The organism is Nocardioides sambongensis (genome assembly GCF_006494815.1).
GTDB lineage: Bacteria > Actinomycetota > Actinomycetes > Propionibacteriales > Nocardioidaceae > Nocardioides > Nocardioides sambongensis.
Map to the genome: position 1 here is coordinate 1,322,617 of NZ_CP041091.1, position 25,454 is coordinate 1,348,070.

The window sequence follows — 25,454 nt, forward strand, 5'->3', positions numbered from 1 at the left end:
GTCAGACCAGGGTGTCCTTGCCGCGCTGGATCGCGCCGAGCACGCCGTTGACGAAGGCGGGCGACTCGTCGGTGGAGAGCTCGCGGACCAGGCCCATCGCCTCGCTCACCGCCACCGCGTCGGGCACGTCCTCGGCGTAGAGCAGCTCGTAGACGCCCAGCCGGAGCACGTTCCGGTCGACCGCCGGCATCCGCTCCAGCGACCAGCCCTGGGCGAACTCGCGGAGCACCTCGTCGATCCGGGTCTGGCGCTCGACCACACCGCGGACCAGCTCCGCGGTGTAGACGTTGCTGGGCGGGTTGCCCTCGGCGATCGCCCGCTCGAGCCCGTCCACCCCCGTCTCGCCGCGCAGGTCCGCAGCGAAGAGGAGGTCGAGCGCGCGCTTGCGCGCCTTGGTCCGTGCGCTCATCAGCCCTTCACGCGGCCGAGGTAGGAGGAGTCGCGGGTGTCGACCTTGACCTTCTCGCCCTGCTCCACGAAGAGCGGCACCTGGATCTCGTGGCCGGTCTCGACGGTGGCGGGCTTGGTGCGGCCGGTGGCGGAGTCGCCGACGACGCCGGGCTCGGTGTAGGTGATCACCAGCTCGACCGAGGCGGGGAGCTCGATGAAGAGGATCCGGCCCTCGTTCATCGCCAGGATCGCCTCGGCGTTCTCCAGGAGGAAGTGCTTCGCGTCACCGACGATCTCCGGGGCGACCTCGAACTGCTCGTAGGTCTCGGTGTCCATGAACACGTAGTTCGTGCCGTCGTTGTACAGGTACTGGTAGCTGCGACGGTCGACGGTGGCGGTCTCCACCTTCGTGCCGGCGTTGAAGGTCTTGTCGACGTTCTTGCCCGACTCGACGTTCTTGATCTTGGTACGCACGAACGCGGGCCCCTTGCCCGGCTTGACGTGCTGGAACTCGACCACCTGCCACAGCTGGCCGTCCAGCTTGAGCACCATGCCGTTCTTGAGGTCGTTCGTGGTTGCCATGCGTCCGTGTTCTCCGATGCGTGGTGAGCCAGGTGGGTCAGACCTGGATGGATTGTCAACGTGGTACCGCGGCCGCCGGAGGGCCGCCCGCTCTGCGAGTCCGGCCCCCGGGCCAACGCTGCAGTCTAGTGGGCGGGTGCGGCAGCGATGAATTCCAGCGCCTGCCGGTAGCCGTCGATGCCCTGGCCGCTGATCGTGGCCGCCGCGTGCGGTTCGACGTAGGAGGTGTGCCGGAACTGCTCCGGCCGCTGCTTCGGCTCGGAGATGTGCACCTCGACCAGCGGGGCGACGAGCTGGGCGCAGGCGTCGTAGAGGGCCAGCGAGTAGTGCGTCCAGGCAGCGGCGTTCAGCACCACCGGGGTCTCCTGGTCCGCGGCCGTGTTGAGCCAGTCCAACAGCTCGCCCTCGTGGTTGGTCTGCCGCACCTCGACGCGGAGCCCGAGTCCGCTGCCCCACTCCCGGCACATCCGGGCCAGGTCCTCGTGCGTGGTGTGACCGTAGATCTCCGGCTGCCGTCGACCCAGCCGGCCCAGGTTCGGACCGTTCAGCACCAGCACCGCACTCATCGGTCCAGCACCGCCTCGAAGGCCGCCCGCAGGTGCTCCTCGCTCGGCCCGGCCAGCGAGACCGGCGAGGCGAGGCCGTCCAGCACCACGAAACGGATCAGCGAGCCGCGGGCCTTCTTGTCCACCCGCATCGCGGCCAGCAGCTCCTCGAACGTCGCGGCGCCGTCGTACGACGTCGGCAGGCCGACCCGGGACAGGACCGTGCGGTGGCGCTCGACGAGCGCCGGGTCCAGGTCGCCGGTGCGGCGGGCGAGCTCGGCCACGTAGACGCAGCCGATCGCGACGGCCTCGCCGTGGCGCACCGTGTAGCCGCTGGCCCGCTCGATCGCGTGCGCCAGCGTGTGGCCGTAGTTGAGCGCCTCGCGACCCGGGTGCCCGACGCTGGTGGTGCCGGCGGTCTCCTTCAGGTCCCCGGCCACGACCTCGGCCTTCACCCGGATGCCGCGCTCGATCAGCTCGGCGAGCGCCGGGGAGTCGGCGGTGATGGCGGCGGGGTCCGTCTCCTCGACGATCCGCAGGATCTCGGGGTCCCCGATGAAGCCGCACTTGATCACCTCGGCGAGCCCGGCGACCAGGTCGACCCGGGGCAGCGAGGCGAGCAGCGCGAGGTCGCACAGCACGCCGGCCGGCTCGTGGAAGGAACCCACCAGGTTCTTGCCGGCGTCGGTGTTGATCCCGGTCTTCCCGCCGACGGCGGCGTCGACCATCGCCAGCACCGTGGTCGGCACGTGCACGACCGCGACACCGCGCAGCCAGGTCGCCGCCACGAAACCGCCCAGGTCGGTGGTGGTGCCACCGCCGAGGGTGACCACCACGTCGGACCGGGTGAACCCCTCCTCGCCGAGGCCGTCCCAGCAGGCCGAGGCCACCTCGGCGGACTTCGCCTCCTCACCGTCGGGGACCTGGAGGACGACCACGTCGTAGTCGTCGAGCAGGTCGGCGAACGGGTCGAGCAGGTCCTCCAGCGACTCCGGGCAGACGATCGCCACCCGCTGGGCGCCGGACGGGATCAGGTCCCGCAGTCGGTCGAGCACCCCGTGTCCGACCACCACGTCGTAGGGCGCGGCGGTCCGTACGCGGATCGTGGTGGGCGCGGTGGCGGTCATCGGCGGATCAGCTCCTCGATCTCGGCAGCGACCGCGTCGGCGTCGCGGCCGTCGGTGTCGACGGTGTGGGAGGCGCAGGCCTGGTAGATCGGTGTGCGCTCGTCGAGCAGCGTCTTGATCCGTCCCCGCACGTTGCCCAGGAGCAGCGGCCGGGAGGAGCCGAGGCCGACCCGCTTGACCGCGTCGGAGAGCCCGACCCGGAGGAAGACGACCGTGCCGCCCGCGTCGACGTACCGGCCGAGTCGGGCGCGGGTGCCCGGGTCCAGCACCGAACCGCCGCCGAGGGAGAGCACGCCCGGGTGCTCGTCCATCGCGGCCGCCACCGCCTCCTGCTCGAGGGCGCGGAAGCGCGCCTCGCCCTCGTCGACGAACAGGTCGGCGATGGTGCGCCCGGTCCCCTGCTCCACGTCGGCGTCGGTGTCGCGGCACGCGACAGCGAACCGTTGCGCCAGCAGCGCACCCACCGTCGACTTGCCGGCGCCCATCGGTCCGATCAGGACGACGAGCGGCCCGGCGGCCGTGCCGGCCACCTCAGCGGTACCTCAGGGAGTCCAGGTAGCCGTTCACGTTGCGGCGCACCTCGCTGAGCGCGTCGCCGCCGAACTTCTCGGTGACCGCGTCGGCGAGCACCAGGGCCACCATCGCCTCGGCCACGATGCCGGCGGCGGGCACCGCGCACACGTCGGAGCGCTGGTGGTGGGCGACGGCCTCCTCGCCGGTGGCGAGATCGACGGTGCGCAGCGCCCGCGGGACGGTGGCGATGGGCTTCATCGCGGCACGCACCCGCAGCACCTCTCCGGTGGTCATCCCACCCTCGGTGCCGCCGGAGCGGCCGGAGACGCGGCGGATCCCGTCGACGGTCGGCACGATCTCGTCGTGGGCGGCGGAGCCCGGCGTGGCGGCCAGCTCGAACCCGTCGCCGACCTCGACCCCCTTGATCGCCTGGATGCCCATCAGCGCGCCGGCCAGGCGCGCGTCGAGGCGCCGGTCCCAGTGGACGTGCGACCCGAGGCCGGGCGGCAGGCCGTGCACGACCACCTCGACCACGCCGCCCAGGGTGTCCCCCTCCTTGTGCGCGGCGTCGATCCGCTCCACCATCCGCTGCGAGCCGTCGGCGTCGAAGCAGCGCACCGGGTCGGCGTCGAGCGCAGCGACGTCGTCGATGGTCGGCAGCGCGGTGCCGGGGGTGCGCACCCCGCCGATCTCCAGCACGTGCGACACGACGCTCGCCCCGGTGGCCTGTGCAAGGAAGTTGCTGGCCACCCGTCCGAGTGCGACCCGGGCCGCGGTCTCCCGGGCCGAGGCCCGCTCCAGGATCGGGCGCGCGTCGGCGAAGTCGTACTTCTGCATCCCAGCCAGGTCCGCGTGGCCGGGTCGGGGGCGGGTCAGCGGGGCGTTGCGCGCCATCGCCTCCAGCTCGACGGGGTCGACCGGATCGGCGGCCATCACCTTCTCCCACTTCGGCCACTCGGTGTTGCCGACCTCGATCGCGACCGGACCGCCCTGGGTGCGACCGTGGCGGACGCCACCGACCACGCGCACCTCGTCGGCCTCGAACTTCATCCGGGCCCCTCGGCCGTAGCCCAGACGGCGGCGGGCCAGGGAGTCGGCGATGTCGTCGGTCGTCACCTCGACGTGGGCCGGGAGGCCTTCGAGGATCGCAACGAGGGAAGGTCCGTGGGACTCCCCCGCGGTCAGCCAGCGCAACATGGGCACGAGTCTCCCACGGCGCCGGGGCCGGTCCCCGCCGCGGTCTCAGACGTGGGCGAGGACCTGCCCGCCGACCACCGCGACCACGCCGCCGAGCAGCAGGTACGGCCCGAACGGGACGTGCCGCCGGATGGTGTGGCCGGCCCGGCGCATCGGGAGGAGCGCGAGCGCCCCGAGCACGGCGGCCGCGAGCACCGAGAGGATCAGCGTGGGCAGCCCGAACGGTCCCAGCGCCAGACCGAGCAGCGCGCCGAGGCGGACGTCGCCGAAGGCCATCACCCGCGGGCTGACCAGCCACAGCAGGCCGTAGTACCTGACTTGCACAGGTCGGGCGTGATTCTGGGGCCGGCTCAGCGTTTGCGCTGGTCAGGGCCGGTGCGGGTGTCGGTGGTGACACACTAAGCGGCTACGTTTCCGGGGTGGTGTTCCTGCGGAAGGTGAAGACGGCCTCGGGCGCGACGGCCGTGCAGATCGCCCGCCGGGAACATCGACGCGACGTCGTCATCGAGCATTTGGGTTCCGCGCACACCGAAGCCGAGCTCGCGGCGTTGATGCAGGTCGGGCGCCGCAAGATCGAGGAAGGCCAAGGCGTTCTCGACCTCGGACTGGAGCCCGAGCAGGATCCGCGCGCCACGATCGTGCAGGCCAAGGCCTCGCGGCTGCTGGTCGCGGTCATCGAGTCGGCGTGGCAGACATTGGGGTTCGGTGTGATCAACGACGAGGCGTTCTTCCAGCTCGTGCTGGCCCGGATCGTCGAGCCGACGTCGATGCTGGATGCCGGGCGGGTGCTGAGCGAGCTCGGCCTCACGCCTGCGCACCGCAACACCTTCAGCGCCACCCTGCGCCGTGCCGGACAGCGCGGCTACCGCGACCAGATCGCGGCCGCCTGCTTCCGCGATGCCACCGCGTGGGGTGACGTGTCGCTGTGTCTCTATGACGTGACGACGCTGTACTTCGAGGCCGAGAAGGAAGACGACCTCAGGAAGGTCGGCTACTCCAAAGAACGCCGTGTCGATCCCCAGGTCGTCGTCGGGCTCCTGGTCGACCGGCGCGGTTTCCCGCTCGAGATCGGCTGTTTCGAGGGCAACAAGGCCGAGACGCTCACGATGATCCCGATCATCAAGGCCTTCCAGAAGCGCCACGGCGTGAGCGACATGGCTGTCGTCGCTGATGCCGGGATGCTGTCCGCGACCAACCTGCGCGAACTCGACCAAGCCGGTCTGCGGTTCATCGTCGGCTCCCGGGTGACCAAGGCGCCGGTCGATCTGGAGTCCCACTTCCGCTGGCACGGCGACGCCCTCAGCGACGGGCAACTCATCGACACGATCACCCGAAGAACCGACGCAGCATCGAGAACGACACGAAGAAGAAGCGCGAGCCGGTCTGGGACCCGGAACAGCACCCGGGATCCTGGCGGGCGGTGTGGGCCTACTCGGCCAAACGCGCCGCCCGTGACGGCAAGACGCTGACCCTGCAGGAGAACCGCGCCAAGGAAGTCATCGCGGGCGAGAAGACCGCCCGGACACCGCGGTTCGTCAAGACCACCAACGGCACCAAGACACTCGATGAGGCGTCCTTGACGCGGGCACGTCGGCTGGTCGGGCTGAAGGGCTACGTCACCAACATCCCCGCAGGCGTGATGGACCCCGACGAGGTCATCGGCAGCTACCACGACCTGTGGCGCGTTGAGCAGTCGTTCCGGATGTCCAAGACCGACCTACGCGCCCGGCCGATGTTCCACCACAAGCGCGAATCGATCGAAGCCCACCTCACCATCGTGTTCGCCGCGCTCGCCGTCGCGCGCTACCTCCAGCAACGCAGCGGCGTCAGCATCAAGAAGCTCGTCCAGACCCTGCGCCCGCTGCAGGAGATCACAGTCAGCGTCGCCGGCCAGTCGATCGCCGCCCAACCACAGATCCCGCCCGAGGCCCAAGAACTCATCGACCGCGTGACCCACTAAGTCTGTGCAACTCAGGGCGTGGGCAGCCCGAACGGTCCCAGCGCCAGACCGAGCAGCGCGCCGAGGCGGACGTCGCCGAAGGCCATCACCCGCGGGCTGACCAGCCACAGCAGGCCGTAGTAGCCACCGACCAGGACGAACCCGAGCGCGGCCAGGCCCAGCACCCGGGGATCGGACCGGGTCAGCGCCGCGACCCCCTCGATGGCCAGCACCACAGCGGCGGTGGGCCAGATCAGGCGGCTGGGCAGGTACCAGGTCACGTAGTCGACCACTGCCAGCACCAGGCCCGGCAGCAGCATCGCCAGCAGCCAGGCCAGCGCCGGCGTCCAGCCGAGCACCGCACCGAGTGCGGTGCCGACCGCCGCGCCGGCCACCGCGCACCCCGCGGCCAGGCCGCGTCTGCCGGCCAGCTCGACGTAGGGCACCTTCGCCGGGAAGTCGTCCGGGTCCTCGGCGGGGTCCGGCGGCGGCTCCGGCAGCCTCCGGATCACCGCGGGCGCGGCCAGGCCGGAGACGACGCCGACCACGGCGCCGAGTACGGCCGCCCCCAGGTGCCAGTCGATGCCGGTCACCTCAGCGCCGGGCCGGATCCGCGGAGCGTTCTCGCAGCGCCGTCTCGCCTGCGGCCCGCATCGCGGGAAGCGGCCCCGGCCGTCCGGTGAACATCTCGAACTGGAGCACCGCCTGGTGCACGAGCAGGTCGAGACCGGTGACCACCGGGCCGGGGTGGGCGGCCGCCAACGGGGTCGGCCACGGGTCGTAGACCGCCTCGAACAGCACCGGCACCGAGGCGAAGCGCGCGACCAGGTCCGCGCTCTGTGCGGCCGCGGGGACGGTGGAGACCACGACCTCCTCCCGCGCCGGCCGGTAGCCGGCCAGCTCGACAGCGGCCACGTCGACATCGCTGGGGTGGCGGCGGATCGCGGCCACCGTCTCCTCGGCGCGGTCGGCGTCACGGACTGCGACCCGGATCCGGCGCGCACCCAGCTCGGCCAGGGCGAGTGCGGTCGACGCGGCGGTGGCGCCGCCGCCCAGCACCACACCGGCGGTCACCGGGCCGGCATACCGCTCCCGGATCGCCGCGACGGCACCGGGCAGATCGGTGTTGTCGGCGTGCCAGGCGCCACCGCTGCCGGTCCCGCGCACCAGGGTGTTCGCACCGCCGGCGAGCAGTGCCCGGTCCGTCGCGGTGGTCGCCAGGTCCAGCGCCTCCCGCTTCAGCGGTGCGGTGACCGAGAGGCCGCGCCAGTCCGCGCCGAGACCGGCCACGTGGGCGGCCAGCCGGCCGGCGGCGACCCGGCGGGCGTCGTACGACGCGGTGAGGGCCAGCGCGGCGTAGCCGGCGTTGTGCAGGGCCGGTGAGAGCGAGTGCGCGATCGGGTCACCGACCACCCCGCATCGCAGTGGCTCAGCACTCATCGCTGTTCCGGCAGTACTCCTGCACCTCGGCGACGTTGGCCTGGTGGTCCGCGTAGTTGTCCGCGAACAGGGTGCCGCCGTTCTCGAAGTCGGCGACGAAGTAGAGCCAGTCACCGTCCGCCGGGTTGAGCGCCGCGTCGATCGTGGCGCGCCCCGGCGAGCCGATCGGGCCCGGCGGGAGCCCGGTGTGGCGATAGGTGTTGTACGGCGAGTCGCTGGCGCGCTCCTCGTCGGTGGTCCACACGTCGCCCTCGCGCTGGCTGGCGTAGGCGGCGGTGGAGTCCATCTGCAGCGGCATCCCGTCGTCGAGACGGTTGTAGATCACCCGGGCGACCTTGGGGTAGTCCTGCTCCCGGTTGACCTCGCGCTCGATGATGCTGGCGACCGTCATCACCTCGTGCACGGTGAGCCCGAGACGGCCGGCCCCCTGCTCGATCTTCAGCTCCTCCTCCACGGCGACGGTCTGGTCGACCATCTCGCTGAGCAGGCTGCGCGGGGTGGAGTCCGCGGTGATCTCGTAGGTGGCCGGGAACAGGTACCCCTCGGGGTTGCCGTCCGCCTCGGCCGGGAGCCCGATCCGGTCGGGGTTGTCGAGCAGACGGGTCAGCTCCTTGGCGGTGAAGTCGGACTTGTCCACGATCGCCTCGACGATCTGCCCGACCCTCGCACCCTCCGGCACGGTCACCGTGTTGCCCGCGCCGACGTTGGCCGGGTCGGCGAGGTGGGCGACCGCGTCGGCCGCGCTCATCTGCTTCTTCAGGACGTACGAGCCGGCCTGGATGCCCTGGGCGTCGGGGTTGGCCGACGCCGCGTCGACGAACGCCTCCGCGGAGGCGACGACGTCGAGCTCGGCGAGCTCGTCGCCCATCGCGGGGATGGACTCGCCGGGCTCGATCACGACGCTGACCTTGCCGGAGCCCGGCCCCGGGTAGTCCTCCGGTGCGGCGAACATCTCCCGGACCTCGTCCAGGCCCTTGGGCACGAAGTAGGCCAGTAGCGCGGCGAAGATCGCCGCCACCACGAGCACCGGCAGGCAGCCGGAGCGCCGCTTCGTGCCGCGGCGGCGACCGCCCTCGACGGGGGTGTCGGCCCGCTCCATCGGCAGGACCGGCTCAGTCATGGGTCTCCTCGGTGACGTGGGGGTCGTGCGAGTCGTCAGGGTCGTCAGGGTCGTGGCCGGGTCGGCCGACCAGCTCGCCGGGCGGGCGCCCGGTGGCGCGCTCGGTGTCCAGCGCGTGCTGCAGGATCACCACGGCAGCTGCCTGGTCGATCACCGCGCGCCGGCTGGCTCCCTTGCGCTGGTCGCGCAGCATAGCCTCCGCGCTCACCGTGGTGAGCCGCTCGTCGACCAGGCGCACCGGCACCGGAGCGATCCGCTCCGCGAGCCGGGCGGCGAGAGCGCGGACCTTGAGCGCCGCGGGGCCCTCGGCGCCCGAGAGCGACCGGGGCAGGCCCATCACCACCTCGACGGCCTCCTCGGACCGGACCAGCTGGCCGAGGCGGCGCAGGTCGCCCTTCCCGCGGCGCACCGTCTCGACCGGGGTGGCGATCATCCCCGAGGGGTCGCATCGGGCGACCCCGATCCGGGCGTCGCCGGGATCCACGCCGAGACGCACGCCGTGGCGCACCGGCGTCAGCCCCGGCCACCGCGGCCGCGACCGCGGCCAGCGCCTCGTCGATGCGGCTGGTGTCGCTGCCACCGCCCTGCGCCACGTCGGCCTTGCCGCCGCCGCGCCCGTCGATGAACGGCGCCACCGCCCGGACCAGGTCGCCGGCGGCCAGGCCACGCTGCTGGGCCGGCGCGTTGAGCGCGGCCACCACGGCGGCCTTGCCGTCCGCGGCACCGATGATCACCACCACGCCGGGGACGTCCGCGGGCATCCGGCCACGCACGTCGAGGGCGAGGGTGCGAGCGTCACCGCCGGAGGCCCCGTCGACCCGCTGCGCGACCAGGCGGACACCGTCCACGTCGACGGCGGCGTCGGCGAGTGCGGCGCCACCGGAGAGCAGCTGGGCCAGACGGATCCGCTCCATCTCCTTCTCGGTCTGCTTCAGCCGGTCCACCAGGTCGCCGACGCGCCCGACCAGGTCGTCGGGCTGGGTCTTGAGCAGGGTGGAGAGCTGGCTCACCACGTCGCGCTCGCGGGCCAGGTAGGCGAACCCCTCCACGCCGGTCAGTGCCTCGATCCGACGGTTGCCGGAGCCGACGCTGGCCTCACCGGTGACCACGATGGTGCCGATCTGGCTGGAGTGGTCCACGTGCGTGCCGCCGCAGAGCTCGCGCGACCAGGGGCCGCCGATCTCCACGACCCGCACCTGCGACTCGTCGTAGGTCTCGCCGAACAGTGCGATCGCGCCCCAGTCCTTGGCCTGCGGCAGCGACATGTACTGCCAGGAGACCGGGAGGTCGGCACGCAGCGCGTTGTTGGAGATCTCCTCCAGCTCCCGGACCTGCCCGGGGCTCAGCGACTGGGTCCACCCGAAGTCGAGGCGCAGGTAGCCGGGCCGGTTGTAGGAGCCGGACTGCAGGGCGGTGGGGCCGAGCACCTCGCGCAGCGCGGCGTGCACCACGTGCGTGCCGGAGTGCGCCTGTCGCGCGCCCAGCCGCCACTGCGGGTCCACCTTGGCGTGCAGCGCGGCGACACCGGCAGGGAGCTCGCCGTCGACGACCCGGACCTGGTGCACCACCAGGCCGCGGACCGGTCGCTGCACGTCGAGCACCTCGAGGGCGCCGCCGTCGAACTCGATGACACCGGCGTCGGCGGCCTGGCCGCCGGACTCGGCATAGAAGGGGGTGCGGTCGAGCACGATCTCGCCGACCTCACCGTTGCCGAGCACCGGGACGGTCACCCCGTCCTTCAGCAGGGCCAGGCCGCGAGACTCGGTCTCCAGGGTCTCGTAGGCGAGCCACCGGGTCGGGCCGTTGGCATCGAGGATGCCGCGGTAGACACCGGTGTCGGCGTGCTGTCCCTTCTTGGCCCGGGCGTCGGCCTTGGCCCGCTCCCGCTGCTCGGACATCAGCTGGCGGAAGCCGCTCTCGTCCACGTCGAGGCCGGCCTCCGCGGCCATCTCGAGCGTCAGGTCGATCGGGAACCCGTAGGTGTCGTGCAGCGCGAACGCCTTGTCACCGGAGATGGTGGCGGCGCCGGCCGCCTTCACCTCGCCGGCGGCCAGGTCGAAGATCTGGGTGCCGGAGGCGAGCGTCTTGCGGAACGCGTCCTCCTCGGCGAAGGCGACCCGGGCGATCCGGTCCCACTCACCGTGCAGCTCGGTGTAGGTCTCCCCCATCTTGTCGCGGGAGACGGGCATCAGCTCGGGCAGCGCGGGGTCGCCGTACCCGAGCAGGCGCATGTTGCGGATCGCGCGGCGCAGCAGCCGGCGCAGCACGTAGCCGCGCCCCTCGTTGCCGGGCGTCACGCCGTCGTTGATCAGCATCATCGAGGACCGGATGTGGTCGGCGACCACCCGGAAGCGGACGTCGTCGGGGTAGGCGGCGCCGTACCTCTTGCCGGACAGCTCCTCCGCCTTCGCGATCACCGGGAAGACCACGTCGGTCTCGTACATGTTCGACGTGCCCTGCAGCAGGTAGGCGACGCGTTCCAGACCCATGCCGGTGTCGATGTTCCGCTTCGGCAGCTGACCGGCGATGTCGAAGTCGGACTTCGAACGGACCGCCGAGAGCTCGTCCTGCATGAAGACCAGGTTCCAGAACTCCAGGTAGCGGTCGCCGGCGTCCCAGTCGCGGTCGGCGCCGAACTCCGGGCCGCGGTCGATCAGGATCTCCGAGCACGGGCCTCCGGGGCCCGGGACGCCCATCGACCAGTAGTTCTCCTTGGGCGGCAGCCGCACGATGCGGTCGTCGGGCAGGCCGGTGACCTTCTTCCAGACGCCCACCGCCTCGTCGTCGCCGTCGAGGACGCTCGGGTAGAGCACCGACTCGTCGAGGCCGAACCCGCCGTCGGCCTGGGGCCGGGTGACCAGCTCCCAGGCGAACTCGACCGCACCCTCCTTGAAGTAGTCGCCGAAGGAGAAGTTGCCGCACATCTCGAAGAACGTGCCGTGCCGGGTGGTCTTGCCGACCTCCTCGATGTCCGGCGTCCGGATGCACTTCTGCACGCTGGTCGCCCGGTCGTAGGGCGGCGTCTCCTGACCGAGGAAGAACGGCTTGAACGGCACCATGCCGGCGTTGACGAACAACAGGTTCGGGTCGTCGAGCAGCAGCGACGCCGACGGTACGACGGTGTGCCCCCGCTCCTCGAAGTGGGCGAGGAACCGCCGTCGGATCTCGGCGGTGCTCAGGTAGCCCGTCATCAATCGGTGCCTTTCTCGGGTGCTTCGGGTGCGTCAGTGGGAACGCCGGTGGTGGGAACGCCGGTGGTGGGGACGCCGAGCGGGCGGCGGGTGCCGTCGGCGGCGTTGAGCGCGGGGGGTCCGAGGTGCTCGGTGGCCCGGCGGTAGCGCTCGCGCAGGTCGTGCTCGGCCTCGACCCGCCCCTGGTCGAGCTCCTCGCGGAACATCCGGGCTCCGACGAAGACGGCGCCCACCCGGTCCCGCAGGCCGTCGACGGTGAGGACCTCGGCGGCCCGGCGGGCCCGGACCATTCCATACACGCCGGCCGCGATCCCGGCACCGAACCACAGTCCGCGGCTCATCCGGTCGGCTCCATCCCGGCGCGCTGGCGCGCCTCGAACTCGCGTCGCGCGGTCCTCAGGTCCGTCCTGCGCTGCTTGCGGGCGCGCCTGACCTCGCGCCTCATCTCGAACCGGATCCGGTTGCGTACCTCGGGGGCGAGCGCACGTCGCAGGCCGGCGGCCAGCGACACGGTCCGGATCATCGACTCGCGCAGCAGCACGTCCACGAAGACCGGCGCGGGCAACGCCGGGACGGCCTCCGTGCTCGACGTGCCCAGGTCGGTGATCACGTACTCGCGGCCGTCCGCGCGCACCGGGCTGCGGGGAGCCCGCGGGTCCGGAACGGACGCCGCGTCGGCCAGCTGCCGCTCGATCCCGGCGAGCTGGGTGCGCAGCTCCTCGGCGTCGACGGCGGCCTGCTCCAACAGTGCCTGGGTGCGCCTGCGCTGCGCGCGCAGCGAACCGGCCAGTGCGACCACCGCCAGGGCGAGCCCGGCCACGGCCAGCAGCAGCACGGCGGCCAGCCAGGTGGGAACGGCGAGGTGGGCGATCACGACGGTCAAGCCTAGCGGCCGCGGATGATGGCCCGGATCCGCTCCCAGCGCTGCTTCACCGGGCCCTCCGCACCGAGCTCGGTGGGGCGGTAGTAGCGCGCGTCGCCGATGGCGTCGGGCGCGTACTGCTGGGACGCGATCCCGTAGGGCTGGTCGTGGCTGTACTGGTAGTCGGCGCCGTGGCCGAGCTTCTTCGCGCCGGCGTAGTGGGCGTCGCGCAGGTGTGCTGGCACCGATCCGATCTTGCCCGCCCGGACGTCGCGCAGCGCCTCGTCGACCGCGGTGATCACGGCGTTCGACTTCGGGGCGACCGCCAGCGCGATCACCGCCTGCGCCAGGGTGATCCGGCCCTCCGGGAGGCCGATCAGCTGCACCGCCTGCGCGGCGGCGACCGCCGTGGTCAGCGCGGTCGGGTCGGCCAGGCCGATGTCCTCGCTGGCGAGGATGATCAGCCGGCGGGCGATGAAGCGGGGGTCCTCGCCCGCTTCCAGCATCCGGGCCAGGTAGTGCAGGGCGGCGTCGGCGTCCGACCCGCGGATCGACTTGATGAACGCGCTGATCACGTCGTAGTGCTGGTCGCCGTCGCGGTCGTAGCGCACCGCGGCCTGGTCGGCCGCCGCCTCCGCGGTCGAGACGTCGATCACCACCCGGCCGTCGTCGGCGGTGCGGCCGCCGAGCGTCGCCGCACCCGCGGCCGCCTCCAGGTAGGTCAGGGACCGCCGTGCGTCGCCGCCGGCGAGCCGGACGATGTGCGCGGCGGCCTCCTCCTCGAGCAGGTACCCGTCCGCGAGTCCGCGCTCGTCGGCCACCGCCCGGTCCAGCACGTCGCGCACGTCCTGGTCGGTGAGCGACTCCAGCCGCAGCAGCAGGCTGCGCGACAGCAGCGGCGAGATCACGCTGAAGGACGGGTTCTCGGTGGTCGCCGCGACCAGGGTCACCCACCGGTTCTCCACCCCGGGCAGCAGGGCGTCCTGCTGCGCCTTGGAGAACCGGTGCACCTCGTCGACGAAGAGCACCGTCTCGGCGCCGGTGGCGACCAGGGAGGCGCGGGCGCCCTCGATGGCGGCCCGGACCTCCTTGACGCCGGCGGAGACCGCCGAGACCTCGACGAACCTCCGGCCCGTCTGCTGGCTGACGATCGAGGCGATCGTGGTCTTCCCGGTGCCCGGCGGCCCCCAGAGCAGGAGCGAGAGGGACTGGTCGCCCTCGACCAGCTGGCGCAGCGGGGAGCCCGGTGCCTTCAGCTGCTGCTGCCCGACCAGCTCGTCGAGCGTGCGGGGGCGCATCCGCACCGCCAGCGGGGCTGCCGCGTGGCTGCTGTGGCTGAGGGAGCCGCCGCCCGAGGGCGGCGTACTCCCACCCATGTCGAAGAGGCCCTCCATGGGAGGGAACACTAGGCGGTGCCCGCCTCGGACGTCGGGCGGGTCAGCTGCGGCTGTTGCTGATCATGACGTCCTCGACGAAATGGCACGCCGAGTGGTGCATGCCGCCGATGTCGGCCCGCTCGATCAGCTCCGGCTCCTCGACACCGCAGATCGCCTCCGCGCGCCAGCACCGGGTGTGGAACCGGCAGCCGGCGGGCGGGTTCGCCGGGGACGGAACGTCGCCGGTGAGGGTGATCTGCTGCCGCTCACCGCGCAGTGTCGGGTCCGGCACCGGGACCGCGGAGAGCAGCGCCCGGGTGTAGGGGTGCGTGGAGCGGTCGTAGATCTCCTCGTCGGTACCGATCTCGGCCACCTTGCCGAGATACATCACGGCGACCCGGTCGGAGATGTGACGGACCACGGCCAGGTCGTGCGCGATGAACACGTAGGCCAAGCCCAGCTCGTCCTGGAGCCGTTCCATCACGTTGATCACCTGCGCCTGGACCGAGACGTCCAGCGCGGAGACCGGCTCGTCGCAGATCAGCACCTTCGGGTTCAGCGCGATCCCGCGGGCGATGCCGATCCGCTGGCGCTGACCACCGGAGAACTGGTGCGGGTAGCGGTTGATGTGCTCCGGGCTGAGCCCGACCATCTCCATCAGCTCCTGGACGCGCTTCTTGCGCCCGGACTTCGGCACCGCGTCCTTGTGGATGTCGAACGGCTCCCCGATGATCGCGCCGACGGTCTTGCGGGGGTTCAGCGACGTGTACGGGTCCTGGAAGACGATCTGGATCTCGCGACGCAGTTGTCGCATGTCGCTGCGACTCGCCTTGAAGATGTCGCGGTCACCGAAGTAGACGCTGCCGGCGGTCGGCTCCTCCAGGCGCATCAGCAGGCGGCCGAGGGTGGACTTGCCACACCCCGACTCCCCCACGATGCCCAGGGTCTCGCCGGCCTTGAGGTCGAAGGAGACCCCGTCGACGGCCTTGACGTGCCCGACCGTACGGCGGATGACGCCGTCCTTGATCGGGTAGTGCTTCTTCAGTCCCTCGGCCTTGAGGACGACCTCACTCACCGAGCACCTCCTCCGCGAAGTGGCAACGCGAGTAACGACCGGGCTGCACCTCACGCAGCTCGGGGTCGTCGGTCCGGCAGACCTCGACAGCCCGGTTGCAGCGTGGGTGGAACTTGCAGCCCGTGGGCATCCGCAGCAGGCTCGGCGGGAGGCCCTTGATGGCGAACAGCTCCTTGCCCTTGTCCTCCAGCTGCGGGATGGATTCGATCAGGCCCTTGGTGTAGGGGTGGGCCGGCTTCTGGTAGAGCGGCACCACGTCGGACGTCTCCACGATCCGGCCCGCGTACATCACCGCGATCCGGTCCGCCACGTCCGCCACGACGCCGAGGTCGTGGGTGATCAGGATCAGGCCCATCCCCTCCTCGTCCTGGATCTCCTGCAGGAGCGACATGATCTGGGCCTGCACGGTCACGTCCAGCGCGGTGGTCGGCTCGTCCGCGATCAGCACCCGCGGGTTCAGCGCGATCGCCATCGCGATCATGATCCGCTGGCGCATGCCGCCGGAGAACTGGTGCGGGTAGGACCGGACGCGTTCCTTCGCGGCCGGGATCTGCACCCGCTCCATCAGCCGGACCGCCTCGTCGAGCGAGTCACGGCGGTTCATCCTGCGGTGCTTGCGGAACATCTCGGCGATCTGCCAGCCGACCGGGAAGACCGGGTTCAGCGAGGAGAGGGCGTCCTGGAAGATCATCGAGATCTCGGAGCCTCGGATCGCCTGCCGGCTCTTGTCCGACATGGTCAGCAGGTCGTTGCCCCGGTAGCGGATCTGCCCGTGCGGGATCCGGGCCGGCGGCATGTCCAGGATGCCCATGATCGCCTGCGCGGTCACCGACTTCCCGGAGCCGGACTCGCCCAGGATGGCGAGCGTCTCCCGCTCGTCGAGCTGGAAGTTCACGCCGTTGATCGCGCTCGCCACGCCGTCGCGGGTGTGGAACTCGACGTGGAGGTCCTCGACCTCGAGCAGCGGGGCGTCGCCGCTCGCGGCGGACGCCCGGTTCTCGTACTCGGGGTACTTCTGCGAAGTCGTCATCTCGGCACTCAACTCACTTGGACTTCGGATCGAACGCGTCACGGATCGCGTCGCCGAGCATGATGAAGGCCAGCACGGCCAGGCTCAGGAACAGCGACGGGAACAGCAACCCGTGCGGCGCCGACTGCATGGCACCGGCACCGTCGGAGATCATCACGCCCCACGAGACCGTGGGCGGCCGGAGACCGATGCCGAGGAACGACAGCGCCGCCTCCGCGGAGATGAACACACCCAGGTTGATGGTGGAGACCACGATCACCGGACCGAGCGCGTTGGGCAGGATGTGCGAGCGGGCGATCCGCAGCGGCGAGCAGCCCAGCGCGCGGGCCGCCTGCACGTACTCCTGCGGCTTGACCTGGATCACCGCCGAGCGCATCAGGCGGAAGATGCTCGGCCAGCCGAGCACGATCAGCACGGCCGCCACCTGGCCGACGATGGCGAAGTAGGTGTCGCCGAAGCTGACCGACTGCAGGATGATGATCGCGCCGAGCAGCAGCGGAAGGGCGAAGAAGATCTCCGCGAACCGGCTGATCAGCGCGTCGATCCAGCCGCCCATGTAGCCCGCGATCAGACCCAGGGTGACGCCGACGACCGACGTGCCGATGGTGGCGGTGAGGCCGACCAGGATCGAGGCTCGGGCTCCGTAGATGCAGCGGGTGTAGAGGTCGTAGCCCTGACGGTCCTGCCCGAACCAGTGCTCCGAGCTCGGCCCGCGGCGGGCCTCGGAGAGGATGGACTCGCGCGGGTCGAGGGTGGTGAAGATGCTCGGGAACGCCGCCATCATCACGAAGACGAAGATCAGCGTCGCCGAGATCCAGAACATAGGCTTGGTGCGCAGCGAGCGCCACGCCTCCGCACTGAGCGGTCGTGCGTCGTTGACCTCGTCGCTGGCGTCCGGGACCAGCGCGGCGTCAGCGGTGTCAGTCATGGGAGATCCTCGGGTCGATGAGGCCGTAGACGAGGTCCACGATCAGGTTGGCGAGCAGGTAGACCAGCACCAGCACGGTCACCGTGCCGACGACCACCATGCCGTCGCGGTCCCCGATACCGCGGTACACGTAGCCGCCGATGCCGTGGATGTTGAAGATGCCCTCGGTGATGACCGCGCCGCCCAGGAGCGCGCCGAAGTCGTAGCCCAGGAAGGTGACCACCGGGATCATCGAGTTGCGCAGCGCGTGCACGCCGACCACCCGGCCCTGGGCGAGGCCCTTCGCGTGGGCGGTTCGGATGTAGTCGGTCCGCATCGTGTCGGCGAGGTCGGAGCGCATCAGTCGGGCCAGGTACGCCACCGACGTCGAGCCGAGGACCATGCCGGGCAGCAGCAGGTCGAACCAGGGGGCGTCGGAGCCCACGGTGACCGGGAAGATGCCCCATTTCACGCCGAGATAGAGCTGGAGGACCGTGCCGATCACGAAGATCGGGATCGAGATCACGACCAGCGTGCTGACCAGGACCAGGTTGTCGATGAACCCGCCGCGTCTGAGTCCGGAGAGGACGCCGGCGCCGATGCCGATCACCGCCTCGAAGGCGAGGGCGACGACGCCCAGCTTGAGGGTCGTGGTGAAGCGGTCGGCCAGCTCGTCGCGCACGGGGACCCCGTACTGGGACTCACCGAGGTCGCCCTGGATCACGTTGCCCATGTACTTGACGTACTGGACCGGGAGCGGGTCGTTGAGGTTGTACTTCTCCTTGAACTGAGCGACGTACTCCGGTGAGCACGGCCGTTCACCGCATTTGCCGGCGGTGGGGTCGCCCGGGAGCGAGAAGACCATCGCGTAGATCAAGAAGGTTGATCCGATGACCACCGGGATCATCTGGAGCAGCCGTCGGAGGGTGTACTTGCCCACCGTTCCTCCGTGTCAGCGCAGAGCGCGCCGGGGGCGCGCAGGGGTGTGTTGTCCAGCGTGGGTGACGGCGGACTCGGGCTGCCGGCCCGCGGGGATCCGCGGACCGGCAGCCGTCGTCCTCACCGTCGGACGATCAGTTCGCCAGCTCGACGTTCCGGTAGTCCGGAACACCGAAGGCGTTGATCGCGACCTCTCCGTCGACGCGGTCGGACCAGCCGGCCTGACCGGTCGCGTACCACAGCGGGATGATCCGCATGTCCTCGGACAGCAACTGCTCGGCCTGCTGGTACAGGCCGTTGGCGGTGTCCAGGTCGTCGGCTGCCGCCGCCTCGCGGGTCAGCTGCTCGAACTCCGGGTTGTCGTACGGACCGTAGTAGTTCGACGACGCGCCCTTGCTGTACAGCGGGACGAGGAAGTTCTCGATGGACGGGTAGTCCATCTGCCAGCCCTGACGGAACAGACCCTTGATCTTGCCCTCGCCGAGGTCGGTGAGGAAGGTCGCGAAGTCACGGCTCAGGTCGACGGTGCACTCGACGTCCAGCGCCTGCCGGATCGAGTTGCAGGCGGCCTCGGCCCAGGGGCCGTGGTCGCTGTCGTTGTTCACCGCGAGGGTCAGGTCGCCGTCGTAGCCGCCGGCCTTGTCCCACAGCTTCTTCGCGGCCTCGGGGTCGTAGTTGCACCAATCGCCGCACGCGCCGGCCTCGTAGCCGTCGACGACCGGGGAGACCCAGCCGGTGGCCGGCTCACGGGTGCCCGCGAAGATCTGGTCGATCACGGTCTGCCGGTCGATCGCCATCGAGATCGCCTTGCGCAGATCCGGGTCGTCCAGGCCCTTGTCGGCGACCGGGTTGATGCCGATCGTCTGGATCACACCGACCGGACGCGAGGTGCCGCGGTCGTCGAGGTCCGTCAGCCACTTGTCGTCGATCAGCGAGTCCGTCGGGATCTGGTTGATCACGTCGAGGTTGCCGGCCTGCAGGTCGGCGTAGGCCGCCTCGGCGTTCTCGTAGATCCGGAAGGTGATCTGGTCCTCGACGCCCGGATACTCACCGCTGTACTCGGGGTTCTTGGAGAGGACGATCTCCTCGTTCTTGGTCCACTTGTCGACCATGTAGGGGCCGGCGCCGACCGGCTTCTCGCCGAAGGCGTCCGGGTCCTCGAAGAAGGACTCCGGGAGGGGCGCGAAGGCGGTGTAGCCGAGACGGACCTCGAGGTTCGAGACCTTCTCGGTGGTCTGGATGGTGAAGGTGGTCTCGTCGACGACCTCCAGGCCGTCCAGGGCCTCGTCCTTGTCGACCGGCGGGTACTTGGCGCAGGGGTCCTCGTCCTCGGCGAGCTCCGCGTTCTCCGGCGGGGCGCACTGCATCGCCGCGTAGCCGGCGAAGGGCTCGAAGAAGTAGTTGGCCTGGTAGCCGTTGGGGCCCCACGCGGCGTAGTTCCACGCCTTGACGAAGCTCTCGGCCGTGACGGTCGTGCCGTCGGAGAACTTGTAGTCGGGCTTGATCTTGACCGTGAAGTTCTGGTTGTCGTCGGTCTCGATCGACTCCGCGATGTCGTAGCTGGGCGCAGCGTTCTCGACGTCGTAGTGGATCAGCTTCGCGACCGTCAGGTCCTGCGGGTCTCCACCGCAGGTCTCGGCGGTGTTCTGCGGAACGAGCGGGTTCTCCGGGTTGCAACCGAAGACGGTCAACCCAGCCTCGCTCTCGTCGCCCGAGTCATCGCCGCCACATGCCGACAATGTGAGGGCGAGCGCGGATGCGGCGACCACGCCGACCGCACGATTGATGCCTCGCATGCATGTCCTCCTCAAGTGAAAATGCGTGATCCCGAAAAACCCGGGCACCGCACGAAACCTAGTTGTTGAAAGGACCTGCGTCGGTCACCGAGCGATAACGATCTGGTCGCGACCCGCACCAGATCGTCCGGCCGCACACCCTCAGGCTTCGGTTTTCGCCTCCGCCGGAGCGTCCACACCGGCCTCCTTGCGCTGCGCCGGCGTGATCGGCGCGGGCGCGGCGGTGAGCGGGTCGAACCCGCCCCCGGACTTCGGGAAGGCGATCACGTCGCGGATCGAGTCGGTGCGGGCCAGCAGCGCCACGATCCGGTCCCAGCCGAACGCGATGCCGCCGTGCGGCGGGGCGCCGTACTTGAACGCCTCGAGCAGGAAGCCGAACTTCTCCTCGGCGTCCTCGCTGCTGATCCCCATCACCTCGAAGACGCGCTTCTGCACGTCCTCGCGGTGGATACGGATCGAGCCGCCGCCGATCTCGTTGCCGTTGCAGACCATGTCGTAGGCCCAGGCCAGGGCGTTGCCGGGGTCGGCGTCGAAGGCGTCGAGGTCCTGCGGCGAGGTGAACGCGTGGTGCACCGCGGTCCAGGCGCCCTCGCCGACCGCGACGTCACCGGAGGCGACGGCGTCGCTGGCCGGCTCGAACAGCGGAGCGTCCACGACCCAGAGGAAGCTCCAGGCGTCCTCGTCGATCAGCCCGCAGCGACGGCCGATCTCCAGGCGGGCCGCGCCGAGCAGGGCCCGGCTGGTCTTCACCGCACCGGCGGCGAAGAAGATGCAGTCGCCGGGCCGGGCGCCGACGTGCGCGGCCAGACCGGCCTTCTCCGCGTCGGTGATGTTCTTGGCGACCGGACCGGTGAGCTCGCCGTCCTCCTGGACCAGGACGTAGGCCAGGCCGCGGGCGCCACGCTGCTTGGCCCACTCCTGCCAGGCGTCGAGCTGCTTGCGGGGCTGGCTCGCTCCCCCGGGCATCACCACGGCGCCGACGTAGTCGGCCTGGAAGACGCGGAACGGGGTGTCGGCGAAGTACTCGGTGCACTCCACCAGCTCCTGGCCCATCCGCAGGTCGGGCTTGTCGGAGCCGTAGCGGGCCATCGCGTCGGCGTAGGTCATCCGCGGCAGCGGCAGGGGCACGTCGTACCCGATCAGCTTCCAGAGCCCGGCGACGATCTGCTCGCCCAGGGCGATCACGTCGTCCTGCTCGACGAAGCTCATCTCGATGTCGAGCTGGGTGAACTCGGGCTGGCGGTCCGCCCGGAAGTCCTCGTCGCGGTAGCAGCGGGCGATCTGGAAGTACCGCTCCATGCCGGCGACCATGAGCAGCTGCTTGAACAGCTGCGGGCTCTGCGGCAGGGCGTACCAGCTGCCCGGCTGCAGCCGGGCCGGCACCAGGAAGTCGCGGGCGCCCTCCGGCGTGCTGCGGGTCAGGGTCGGCGTCTCGATCTCGACGAACCCGTGGGCGTCGAGCACGTCGCGGGCGGTCTTGTTCACCTTGCTGCGCAGCCGCAGAGCGCTGCCGGGGCCCGAGCGGCGCAGGTCCAGGTAGCGGTGGCGCAGGCGCGCCTCCTCGCCCACGTCGACGTGGTCGCTGATCGGGAACGGCAGCGGCGCGGCGGCGCTGAGCACCTCGACGCCCTCGGTGCCGGGCAGGGTGACGACCTCGATCGCGCCGGTGGGCAGGTTGGGGTTCTCGTTGCCCTCCAGGCGGGCGGTGACCTCGCCGGTGACCTTGAGGCAGTACTCGGCGCGCAGGGCGTGGGCGACCTCCTCGTCCCGGATCACGACCTGGACCACGCCGCTGGCGTCACGCAGGTCGATGAAGGCCACACCGCCGTGGTCGCGCCGGTTGGCCACCCACCCGGCCAGCGTGACGGTCTCACCGACGTGTTCGGGGCGCAGGCTGCCGGCGTCATGGGTGCGGATCACTTCGTCGTCTCCTTGTGAGGTGCTTCGTGGGGTGCTTCGTGAGCTCGGGTGGTGCTGCGGGGCTGCGGCTGGGTCTCAGCCGCGGGTGATGCGGGCACGCAGGTCCTCCGCAGGAGGCTGCCACGTCCCGGCGTCCGCCGCGAACTGCTCGCCGCTGCGGATGTCCTTCACCTCGTCGGTGACGGTGCCGTCCTCGGCCGTCGAGCGGAACCAGACGTAGGGGATGCCGCGCCGCTCCGCGTAGCGGATCTGCTTGCCGAAACGCTGGGGCGCGGCGGCCACCTCGCACGGGATGTCGCGGGCGCGCAGGGCGGCCGCGATCGCGTCGGAGCCGGCCCGGCTCTCCTCGTCGGCCAGGGCGACCAGGACGACGCTGGGCACCTTCCGGTCCGCGACCAGCCCGGTCCGCGCGATCAGCGGTACGACGACGCGGCTGACGCCGAGCGAGATGCCCACCCCGGGTAGGTCGAGCGACCGTCGCTGGCCAGCGCGTCGTACCGGCCCCGGAGCAGATCGAACCGAGCGACTCGTAGCCGTCGAGACGGGTCTCGAAGACGGTGCCGGTGTAGTAGTCCAGCCCGCGGGCGATGGCCAGGTCCGCCTCGACGCCGACCTGGGCGGAGACCAGGTCGGCGACCCCGGTCACCAGCCGGGCCAGCTCGTCGAGCCCCTCGTCGAGGAGCGGGTGCTCGACGCCGAGGTCGCGGACCCGTTGCACGAAGGAGTCGTCGGCGGAGCGGATGGTCGCCAGCGCGAGCACCCGGTCCGCGGTGCCGGCGTCGATGCCGGCCTCGGTGACCAGCAGCTCGTGCACCTTCTCGGCGGGCAGCTTGTCCAGCTTGTCGACCAGGCGCATCACCTCGTCGGGCTCGGTCACCCCGAGGCCCAGGTAGAAGCCCTGGATCAGCTTGCGGTTGTTCACCTGGAGCCGGAAGGCGGGCAGGAAGTCGAGGCGGGTCAGCGCGTCGACCATGACCCGGGCGACCTCCACGTCGTGGTGGAACGGCAGCGTGTCGCGCCCGACCACGTCGATGTCGGCCTGGAGGAACTCCCGGAAGCGTCCCTCCTGCGGACGCTCGCCGCGCCACACCCGCTGGATCTGGTGCCGCCGGAACGGGAACTCGAGCTTGCCGGCGTTCTCCAGCACGTAGCGGGCGAACGGGACGGTCAGGTCGAAGTGCAGCCCCATCCCGGCGTGGCCCTCCGGGCTCTCCTCGTGCAGCCGGCGCAGCAGGTACACCTCCTTGGAGGTGTCCCCCTTGCGCAGCAGCTGGTCGAGGGGCTCGACGGCACGGGTCTCCATGCCGCCGAAGCCGTAGAGCTCGAAGGTGTGGCGCAGCGTGTCGATGATCTGCTGCTCGACGATCCGCTGCTCGGGGAGGAGCTCGGGGAACCCGCTGAGCGGGGTGGGCTTGGCGCTCATCAGTCTTTCGTGTCTCGTGGCGAGGCGGTCGCGCGCCTGCTGCGGCGCGGCGTGCCGGGGTGGGCGGCGGTCAGAGGCCCCGGGTCACGCGCGAGGCGCTGCCGGAGTCCTGGAGGTCGAGGAGGAAGGGGTTCGTCGCCCGCTCCCGGCCGATGGAGGTCTGCTCCCCGTGGCCCGGGAGCACGACGATGTCGTCGTCGAGCACCAGCACCTTCTCGGCGAGCGTCCGCAGCATCGTCGGATGGTCGCCGCCGGGCAGGTCGGTGCGTCCGATCGAGCCGGCGAACAGCGTGTCGCCCGAGAACAGCAGCTGGGAGATGTCCTGCTCGCCGTAGGGCGTGCGGAAGCTGACCGACCCGCGGGTGTGTCCCGGGGTGTGGTCGATGGTGAACTCCATCCCGGCCAGCTCCAGGACCTGGGCGTCGCTGAGCTCCTGCACGTCGTCCGGCTCGGCCCACCGGTAGTCGCCGCCGAGCAGCATCTGGGTGCTCTCCGGGCTCATCCCGCCATCGGATCGGTGAGCAGGTGACGGTCCTCGGGATGGATCCACGCGGTGGCGTCGTAGGTCCCGGCCACGGGCGCGACCGACCACATGTGGTCGATGTGGCCGTGGGTCACCAGCACCGCGATCGGCTTGAGCCGGTGCTCCCGGACCACCTCGGCGACGCCGGGTGCGGCGTCCTTGCCGGGGTCGATCACGATGCACTCGGCCCCCGGTCCGGTGGCGGCGAGATAGCAGTTCGTGCCCCACGGTCCTGCGGGGAAGCCGGCGATCAGCACCGACCCAGCCTATCCGTCGTGGCGATCGGCACTAGCATGGCCCACTGTGACTACCTCGGAGTGGGGACGGGTCGACAACGACGGCACCGTCTATGTGAAGACCACCGACGGCGAACGACAGGTCGGGCAGGTCCCGGATACGAGCCCAGAGGAGGCCCTTGCCTTCTTCACCAAGCGTTTCGACGCGCTCGTGGTCGAGGTCGACCTGCTGCATCGGCGGGTGAACTCCGGTGTGCTCTCGCCCGACGAAGCGGCGTCACGGGTGAAGTCCGTCCGTGCGGAGGTCGTCGAGGCCAACGCGGTCGGCGACCTGGCCGGCCTGGCCGCCAAGCTCGACGAGCTCGGCCCGGTGATCGCCTCCCAGCGCGACCTGCGCCGCGCGGAGAAGGCCCGCAAGGCCGACGAGGCGCGGGAGGGCAAGGAGGCGCTGGCCGCCGAGGCGGAGAAGATCGCGTCCGGCCGCGACTGGCGCAACGGGGCCAACCGGCTGCGTGAGCTGCTCGACCAGTGGAAGCAGCTCCCCCGCCTGGACCGCGCCACCGACGACGAGCTGTGGAAGCGCTTCTCCTCCGCACGCTCGGCCTACACCAAGGCCCGCAAGGCGCACTTCGCGCAGCAGGACGAGCGTCGCGAGGGCGCCCGGGTGATCAAGGAGCGGCTGGTCAAGGAGGCCGAGGCGATCGCCGACTCCACGGAGTGGGGTCCGACCGCCGGACGCTACCGGGACCTGATGCGCCAGTGGAAGGCCGCCGGACCCGCGCCCAAGGCGGTCGACGACCAGCTCTGGGGTCGCTTCCGCGGCGCCCAGGACAGGTTCTTCGGCGCCCGCGACGCGGCCAACGCCGCCCTGGACGCCGAGTTCGCCGCCAACGCCGAGGTGAAGGAGGCGATCCTGGTCGAGGCCGAGGCGCTGCTCCCGATCACCGATCTCGCCGCGGCCAAGGCCACCTTCCGCGGCATCGCGGAGCGCTGGGACGAGGCGGGCAAGGTGCCGCGCGCCCGGATCAAGGAGCTCGAGGGACGGATGAGGGTCGTCGAGCAGGAGATCCGCAAGCTCGAGGACGACCAGTGGCGTCGTACCGACCCGGAGAAGTCGGCCCGCGCCGACGACATGGTCTCCAAGCTCGAGTCCGCCATCGCGGAGGCCGAGGAGAAGCTCGCCAAGGCCCAGGCGTCGGGGGACCAGAAGCGGATCGCCGAGTTGGAGAAGAACCTCGAGGGTCAGCGCTCCTTCTTGGAGATGGCGCGGCGGGCGAGCGCCGACTTCAGCTGACCGGCGGTGTCGGTCTCGGGCGCGGAGCG

The 25,454-nt window shown here is 71.0% G+C and carries 21 protein-coding genes and 4 pseudogenes; 2 read left to right on the forward strand and 23 right to left on the reverse strand.

The features are described from left to right. Nucleotide 1: 1 nt before the first annotated feature. The 7 genes from nusB to FIV43_RS06185 form a co-directional block, all read right to left on the reverse strand. Nucleotides 2-409, reverse strand: a complete 408-nt coding sequence (gene nusB, locus FIV43_RS06155; protein ID WP_141013420.1) for a transcription antitermination factor NusB — start codon at nt 407-409, stop codon at nt 2-4. After that, a complete protein-coding gene (efp, locus tag FIV43_RS06160; RefSeq protein ID WP_141013421.1) occupies nt 409-972 on the reverse strand; it encodes an elongation factor P in 564 nt (187 codons plus the stop codon). The genes nusB and efp overlap by 1 nt, the downstream gene beginning before the upstream one ends. 125 nt (nt 973-1,097) lie before the next feature. Beyond that, on the reverse strand, nt 1,098-1,538 hold the full coding sequence (locus FIV43_RS06165; RefSeq protein ID WP_141013422.1) for a type II 3-dehydroquinate dehydratase: 441 nt from the start codon (nt 1,536-1,538) through the stop codon (nt 1,098-1,100). Next, entirely contained in the window at nt 1,535-2,644 is a 1,110-nt protein-coding gene (gene aroB, locus FIV43_RS06170; protein ID WP_141013423.1) for a 3-dehydroquinate synthase, read from the reverse strand. Before aroB ends, FIV43_RS06165 begins: the two co-directional genes overlap by 4 nt. Beyond that, the gene (locus FIV43_RS06175; RefSeq protein ID WP_331251052.1) at nt 2,641-3,174 is read right to left on the reverse strand and encodes a shikimate kinase; all 534 of its coding nucleotides are present in this window, start codon (nt 3,172-3,174) and stop codon (nt 2,641-2,643) included. Before FIV43_RS06175 ends, aroB begins: the two co-directional genes overlap by 4 nt. 1 nt (nt 3,175) lies before the next feature. Further along, nucleotides 3,176-4,354, reverse strand: a complete 1,179-nt coding sequence (gene aroC, locus FIV43_RS06180) for a chorismate synthase (RefSeq protein ID WP_196780991.1) — start codon at nt 4,352-4,354, stop codon at nt 3,176-3,178. 45 nt (nt 4,355-4,399) lie between these two features. Continuing rightward, nucleotides 4,400-4,678 carry a hypothetical protein gene (locus FIV43_RS06185; RefSeq protein WP_141013424.1) on the reverse strand — a complete coding sequence of 93 codons (279 nt, stop codon included), beginning with the start codon at nt 4,676-4,678 and terminating at the stop codon, nt 4,400-4,402. Nucleotides 4,679-4,773: 95 nt separating this feature from the next. On the opposite strand from FIV43_RS06185, the pseudogene FIV43_RS23705 reads away from it, so the two are divergent. Beyond that, a pseudogene (locus FIV43_RS23705) lies at nt 4,774-6,314 on the forward strand (IS1634 family transposase). An 11-nt stretch (nt 6,315-6,325) separates the two neighbouring features. Here the strand turns inward: FIV43_RS23705 and FIV43_RS06195 are convergent. The 16 genes and pseudogenes from FIV43_RS06195 to FIV43_RS06270 all read right to left on the reverse strand — a co-directional run bounded on the left by FIV43_RS06195 (nt 6,326) and on the right by FIV43_RS06270 (nt 24,152). Then, nucleotides 6,326-6,886 (reverse strand): prepilin peptidase, encoded by a 561-nt coding sequence (locus tag FIV43_RS06195; protein ID WP_141013425.1) that lies wholly within the window; start codon nt 6,884-6,886, stop codon nt 6,326-6,328. A 1-nt stretch (nt 6,887) separates the two neighbouring features. Continuing rightward, nucleotides 6,888-7,733: a shikimate dehydrogenase gene (locus tag FIV43_RS06200; protein ID WP_141013426.1), complete on the reverse strand. Its 846-nt coding sequence runs from the start codon at nt 7,731-7,733 to the stop codon at nt 6,888-6,890. Then, nucleotides 7,723-8,853, reverse strand: a complete 1,131-nt coding sequence (gene mltG, locus FIV43_RS06205) for an endolytic transglycosylase MltG (protein ID WP_141013427.1) — start codon at nt 8,851-8,853, stop codon at nt 7,723-7,725. The genes FIV43_RS06200 and mltG overlap by 11 nt, the downstream gene beginning before the upstream one ends. Beyond that, entirely contained in the window at nt 8,846-9,361 is a 516-nt protein-coding gene (gene ruvX / locus FIV43_RS06210) for a Holliday junction resolvase RuvX (RefSeq protein ID WP_141013428.1), read from the reverse strand. Before ruvX ends, mltG begins: the two co-directional genes overlap by 8 nt. 16 nt (nt 9,362-9,377) lie before the next feature. After that, nucleotides 9,378-12,044, reverse strand: a pseudogene (alaS, locus tag FIV43_RS06215) (alanine--tRNA ligase); the annotation flags it as partial. Then, nucleotides 12,044-12,385, reverse strand: coding sequence for a DUF6167 family protein (locus FIV43_RS06220; RefSeq protein ID WP_141013429.1), 342 nt, complete (start codon nt 12,383-12,385; stop codon nt 12,044-12,046). The pseudogene alaS and the gene FIV43_RS06220, both read right to left, overlap by 1 nt. Further along, nucleotides 12,382-12,918 carry a hypothetical protein gene (locus FIV43_RS06225; protein ID WP_141013430.1) on the reverse strand — a complete coding sequence of 179 codons (537 nt, stop codon included), beginning with the start codon at nt 12,916-12,918 and terminating at the stop codon, nt 12,382-12,384. The genes FIV43_RS06220 and FIV43_RS06225 overlap by 4 nt, the downstream gene beginning before the upstream one ends. 11 nt (nt 12,919-12,929) lie before the next feature. Beyond that, on the reverse strand, nt 12,930-14,300 hold the full coding sequence (locus FIV43_RS06230; protein ID WP_141013431.1) for a replication-associated recombination protein A: 1,371 nt from the start codon (nt 14,298-14,300) through the stop codon (nt 12,930-12,932). Between the two features lie 43 nt (nt 14,301-14,343). Further along, the gene (locus FIV43_RS06235; RefSeq protein WP_141013432.1) at nt 14,344-15,357 is read right to left on the reverse strand and encodes an ABC transporter ATP-binding protein; all 1,014 of its coding nucleotides are present in this window, start codon (nt 15,355-15,357) and stop codon (nt 14,344-14,346) included. Beyond that, entirely contained in the window at nt 15,350-16,387 is a 1,038-nt protein-coding gene (locus FIV43_RS06240; RefSeq protein WP_141013433.1) for an ABC transporter ATP-binding protein, read from the reverse strand. The genes FIV43_RS06235 and FIV43_RS06240 overlap by 8 nt, the downstream gene beginning before the upstream one ends. A gap of 13 nt (nt 16,388-16,400) precedes the next feature. Then, a complete protein-coding gene (locus FIV43_RS06245; protein ID WP_141013434.1) occupies nt 16,401-17,315 on the reverse strand; it encodes an ABC transporter permease in 915 nt (304 codons plus the stop codon). Further along, nucleotides 17,308-18,234: an ABC transporter permease gene (locus tag FIV43_RS06250; RefSeq protein WP_141013435.1), complete on the reverse strand. Its 927-nt coding sequence runs from the start codon at nt 18,232-18,234 to the stop codon at nt 17,308-17,310. Before FIV43_RS06250 ends, FIV43_RS06245 begins: the two co-directional genes overlap by 8 nt. Nucleotides 18,235-18,367: 133 nt before the next feature. After that, the gene (locus FIV43_RS06255; protein WP_141013436.1) at nt 18,368-20,029 is read right to left on the reverse strand and encodes a peptide ABC transporter substrate-binding protein; all 1,662 of its coding nucleotides are present in this window, start codon (nt 20,027-20,029) and stop codon (nt 18,368-18,370) included. A gap of 141 nt (nt 20,030-20,170) precedes the next feature. After that, nucleotides 20,171-21,949, reverse strand: coding sequence for an aspartate--tRNA ligase (gene aspS, locus FIV43_RS06260; RefSeq protein ID WP_141013437.1), 1,779 nt, complete (start codon nt 21,947-21,949; stop codon nt 20,171-20,173). Nucleotides 21,950-22,024: 75 nt separating this feature from the next. Beyond that, nucleotides 22,025-23,372: pseudogene (gene hisS / locus FIV43_RS06265) on the reverse strand (histidine--tRNA ligase). Nucleotides 23,373-23,442: 70 nt separating this feature from the next. After that, nucleotides 23,443-24,152, reverse strand: a pseudogene (locus FIV43_RS06270) (MBL fold metallo-hydrolase). Nucleotides 24,153-24,198: 46 nt separating this feature from the next. Here FIV43_RS06270 and FIV43_RS06275 point away from each other — a divergent pair. Continuing rightward, on the forward strand, nt 24,199-25,425 hold the full coding sequence (locus tag FIV43_RS06275; RefSeq protein ID WP_141013438.1) for a DUF349 domain-containing protein: 1,227 nt from the start codon (nt 24,199-24,201) through the stop codon (nt 25,423-25,425). The last annotated feature ends 29 nt before the right edge of the window (nt 25,426-25,454 follow it).

Bases quoted from the DNA above. Each gene is read 5' to 3' on its own strand.
- nusB (WP_141013420.1), bottom strand. From the start codon at position 409: ATGAGCGCACGGACCAAGGCGCGCAAGCGCGCGCTCGACCTCCTCTTC.
- efp (WP_141013421.1), bottom strand. From the start codon at position 972: ATGGCAACCACGAACGACCTCAAGAACGGCATGGTGCTCAAGCTGGAC.
- FIV43_RS06165 (WP_141013422.1), bottom strand. From the start codon at position 1,538: ATGAGTGCGGTGCTGGTGCTGAACGGTCCGAACCTGGGCCGGCTGGGT.
- aroB (WP_141013423.1), bottom strand. From the start codon at position 2,644: ATGACCGCCACCGCGCCCACCACGATCCGCGTACGGACCGCCGCGCCC.
- aroC (WP_196780991.1), bottom strand. From the start codon at position 4,354: ATGTTGCGCTGGCTGACCGCGGGGGAGTCCCACGGACCTTCCCTCGTT.
- FIV43_RS06200 (WP_141013426.1), bottom strand. From the start codon at position 7,733: ATGAGTGCTGAGCCACTGCGATGCGGGGTGGTCGGTGACCCGATCGCG.
- mltG (WP_141013427.1), bottom strand. From the start codon at position 8,853: ATGACTGAGCCGGTCCTGCCGATGGAGCGGGCCGACACCCCCGTCGAG.
- FIV43_RS06220 (WP_141013429.1), bottom strand. From the start codon at position 12,385: ATGAGCCGCGGACTGTGGTTCGGTGCCGGGATCGCGGCCGGCGTGTAT.
- FIV43_RS06230 (WP_141013431.1), bottom strand. From the start codon at position 14,300: ATGGAGGGCCTCTTCGACATGGGTGGGAGTACGCCGCCCTCGGGCGGC.
- FIV43_RS06240 (WP_141013433.1), bottom strand. From the start codon at position 16,387: ATGACGACTTCGCAGAAGTACCCCGAGTACGAGAACCGGGCGTCCGCC.
- FIV43_RS06245 (WP_141013434.1), bottom strand. From the start codon at position 17,315: ATGACTGACACCGCTGACGCCGCGCTGGTCCCGGACGCCAGCGACGAG.
- FIV43_RS06255 (WP_141013436.1), bottom strand. From the start codon at position 20,029: ATGCGAGGCATCAATCGTGCGGTCGGCGTGGTCGCCGCATCCGCGCTC.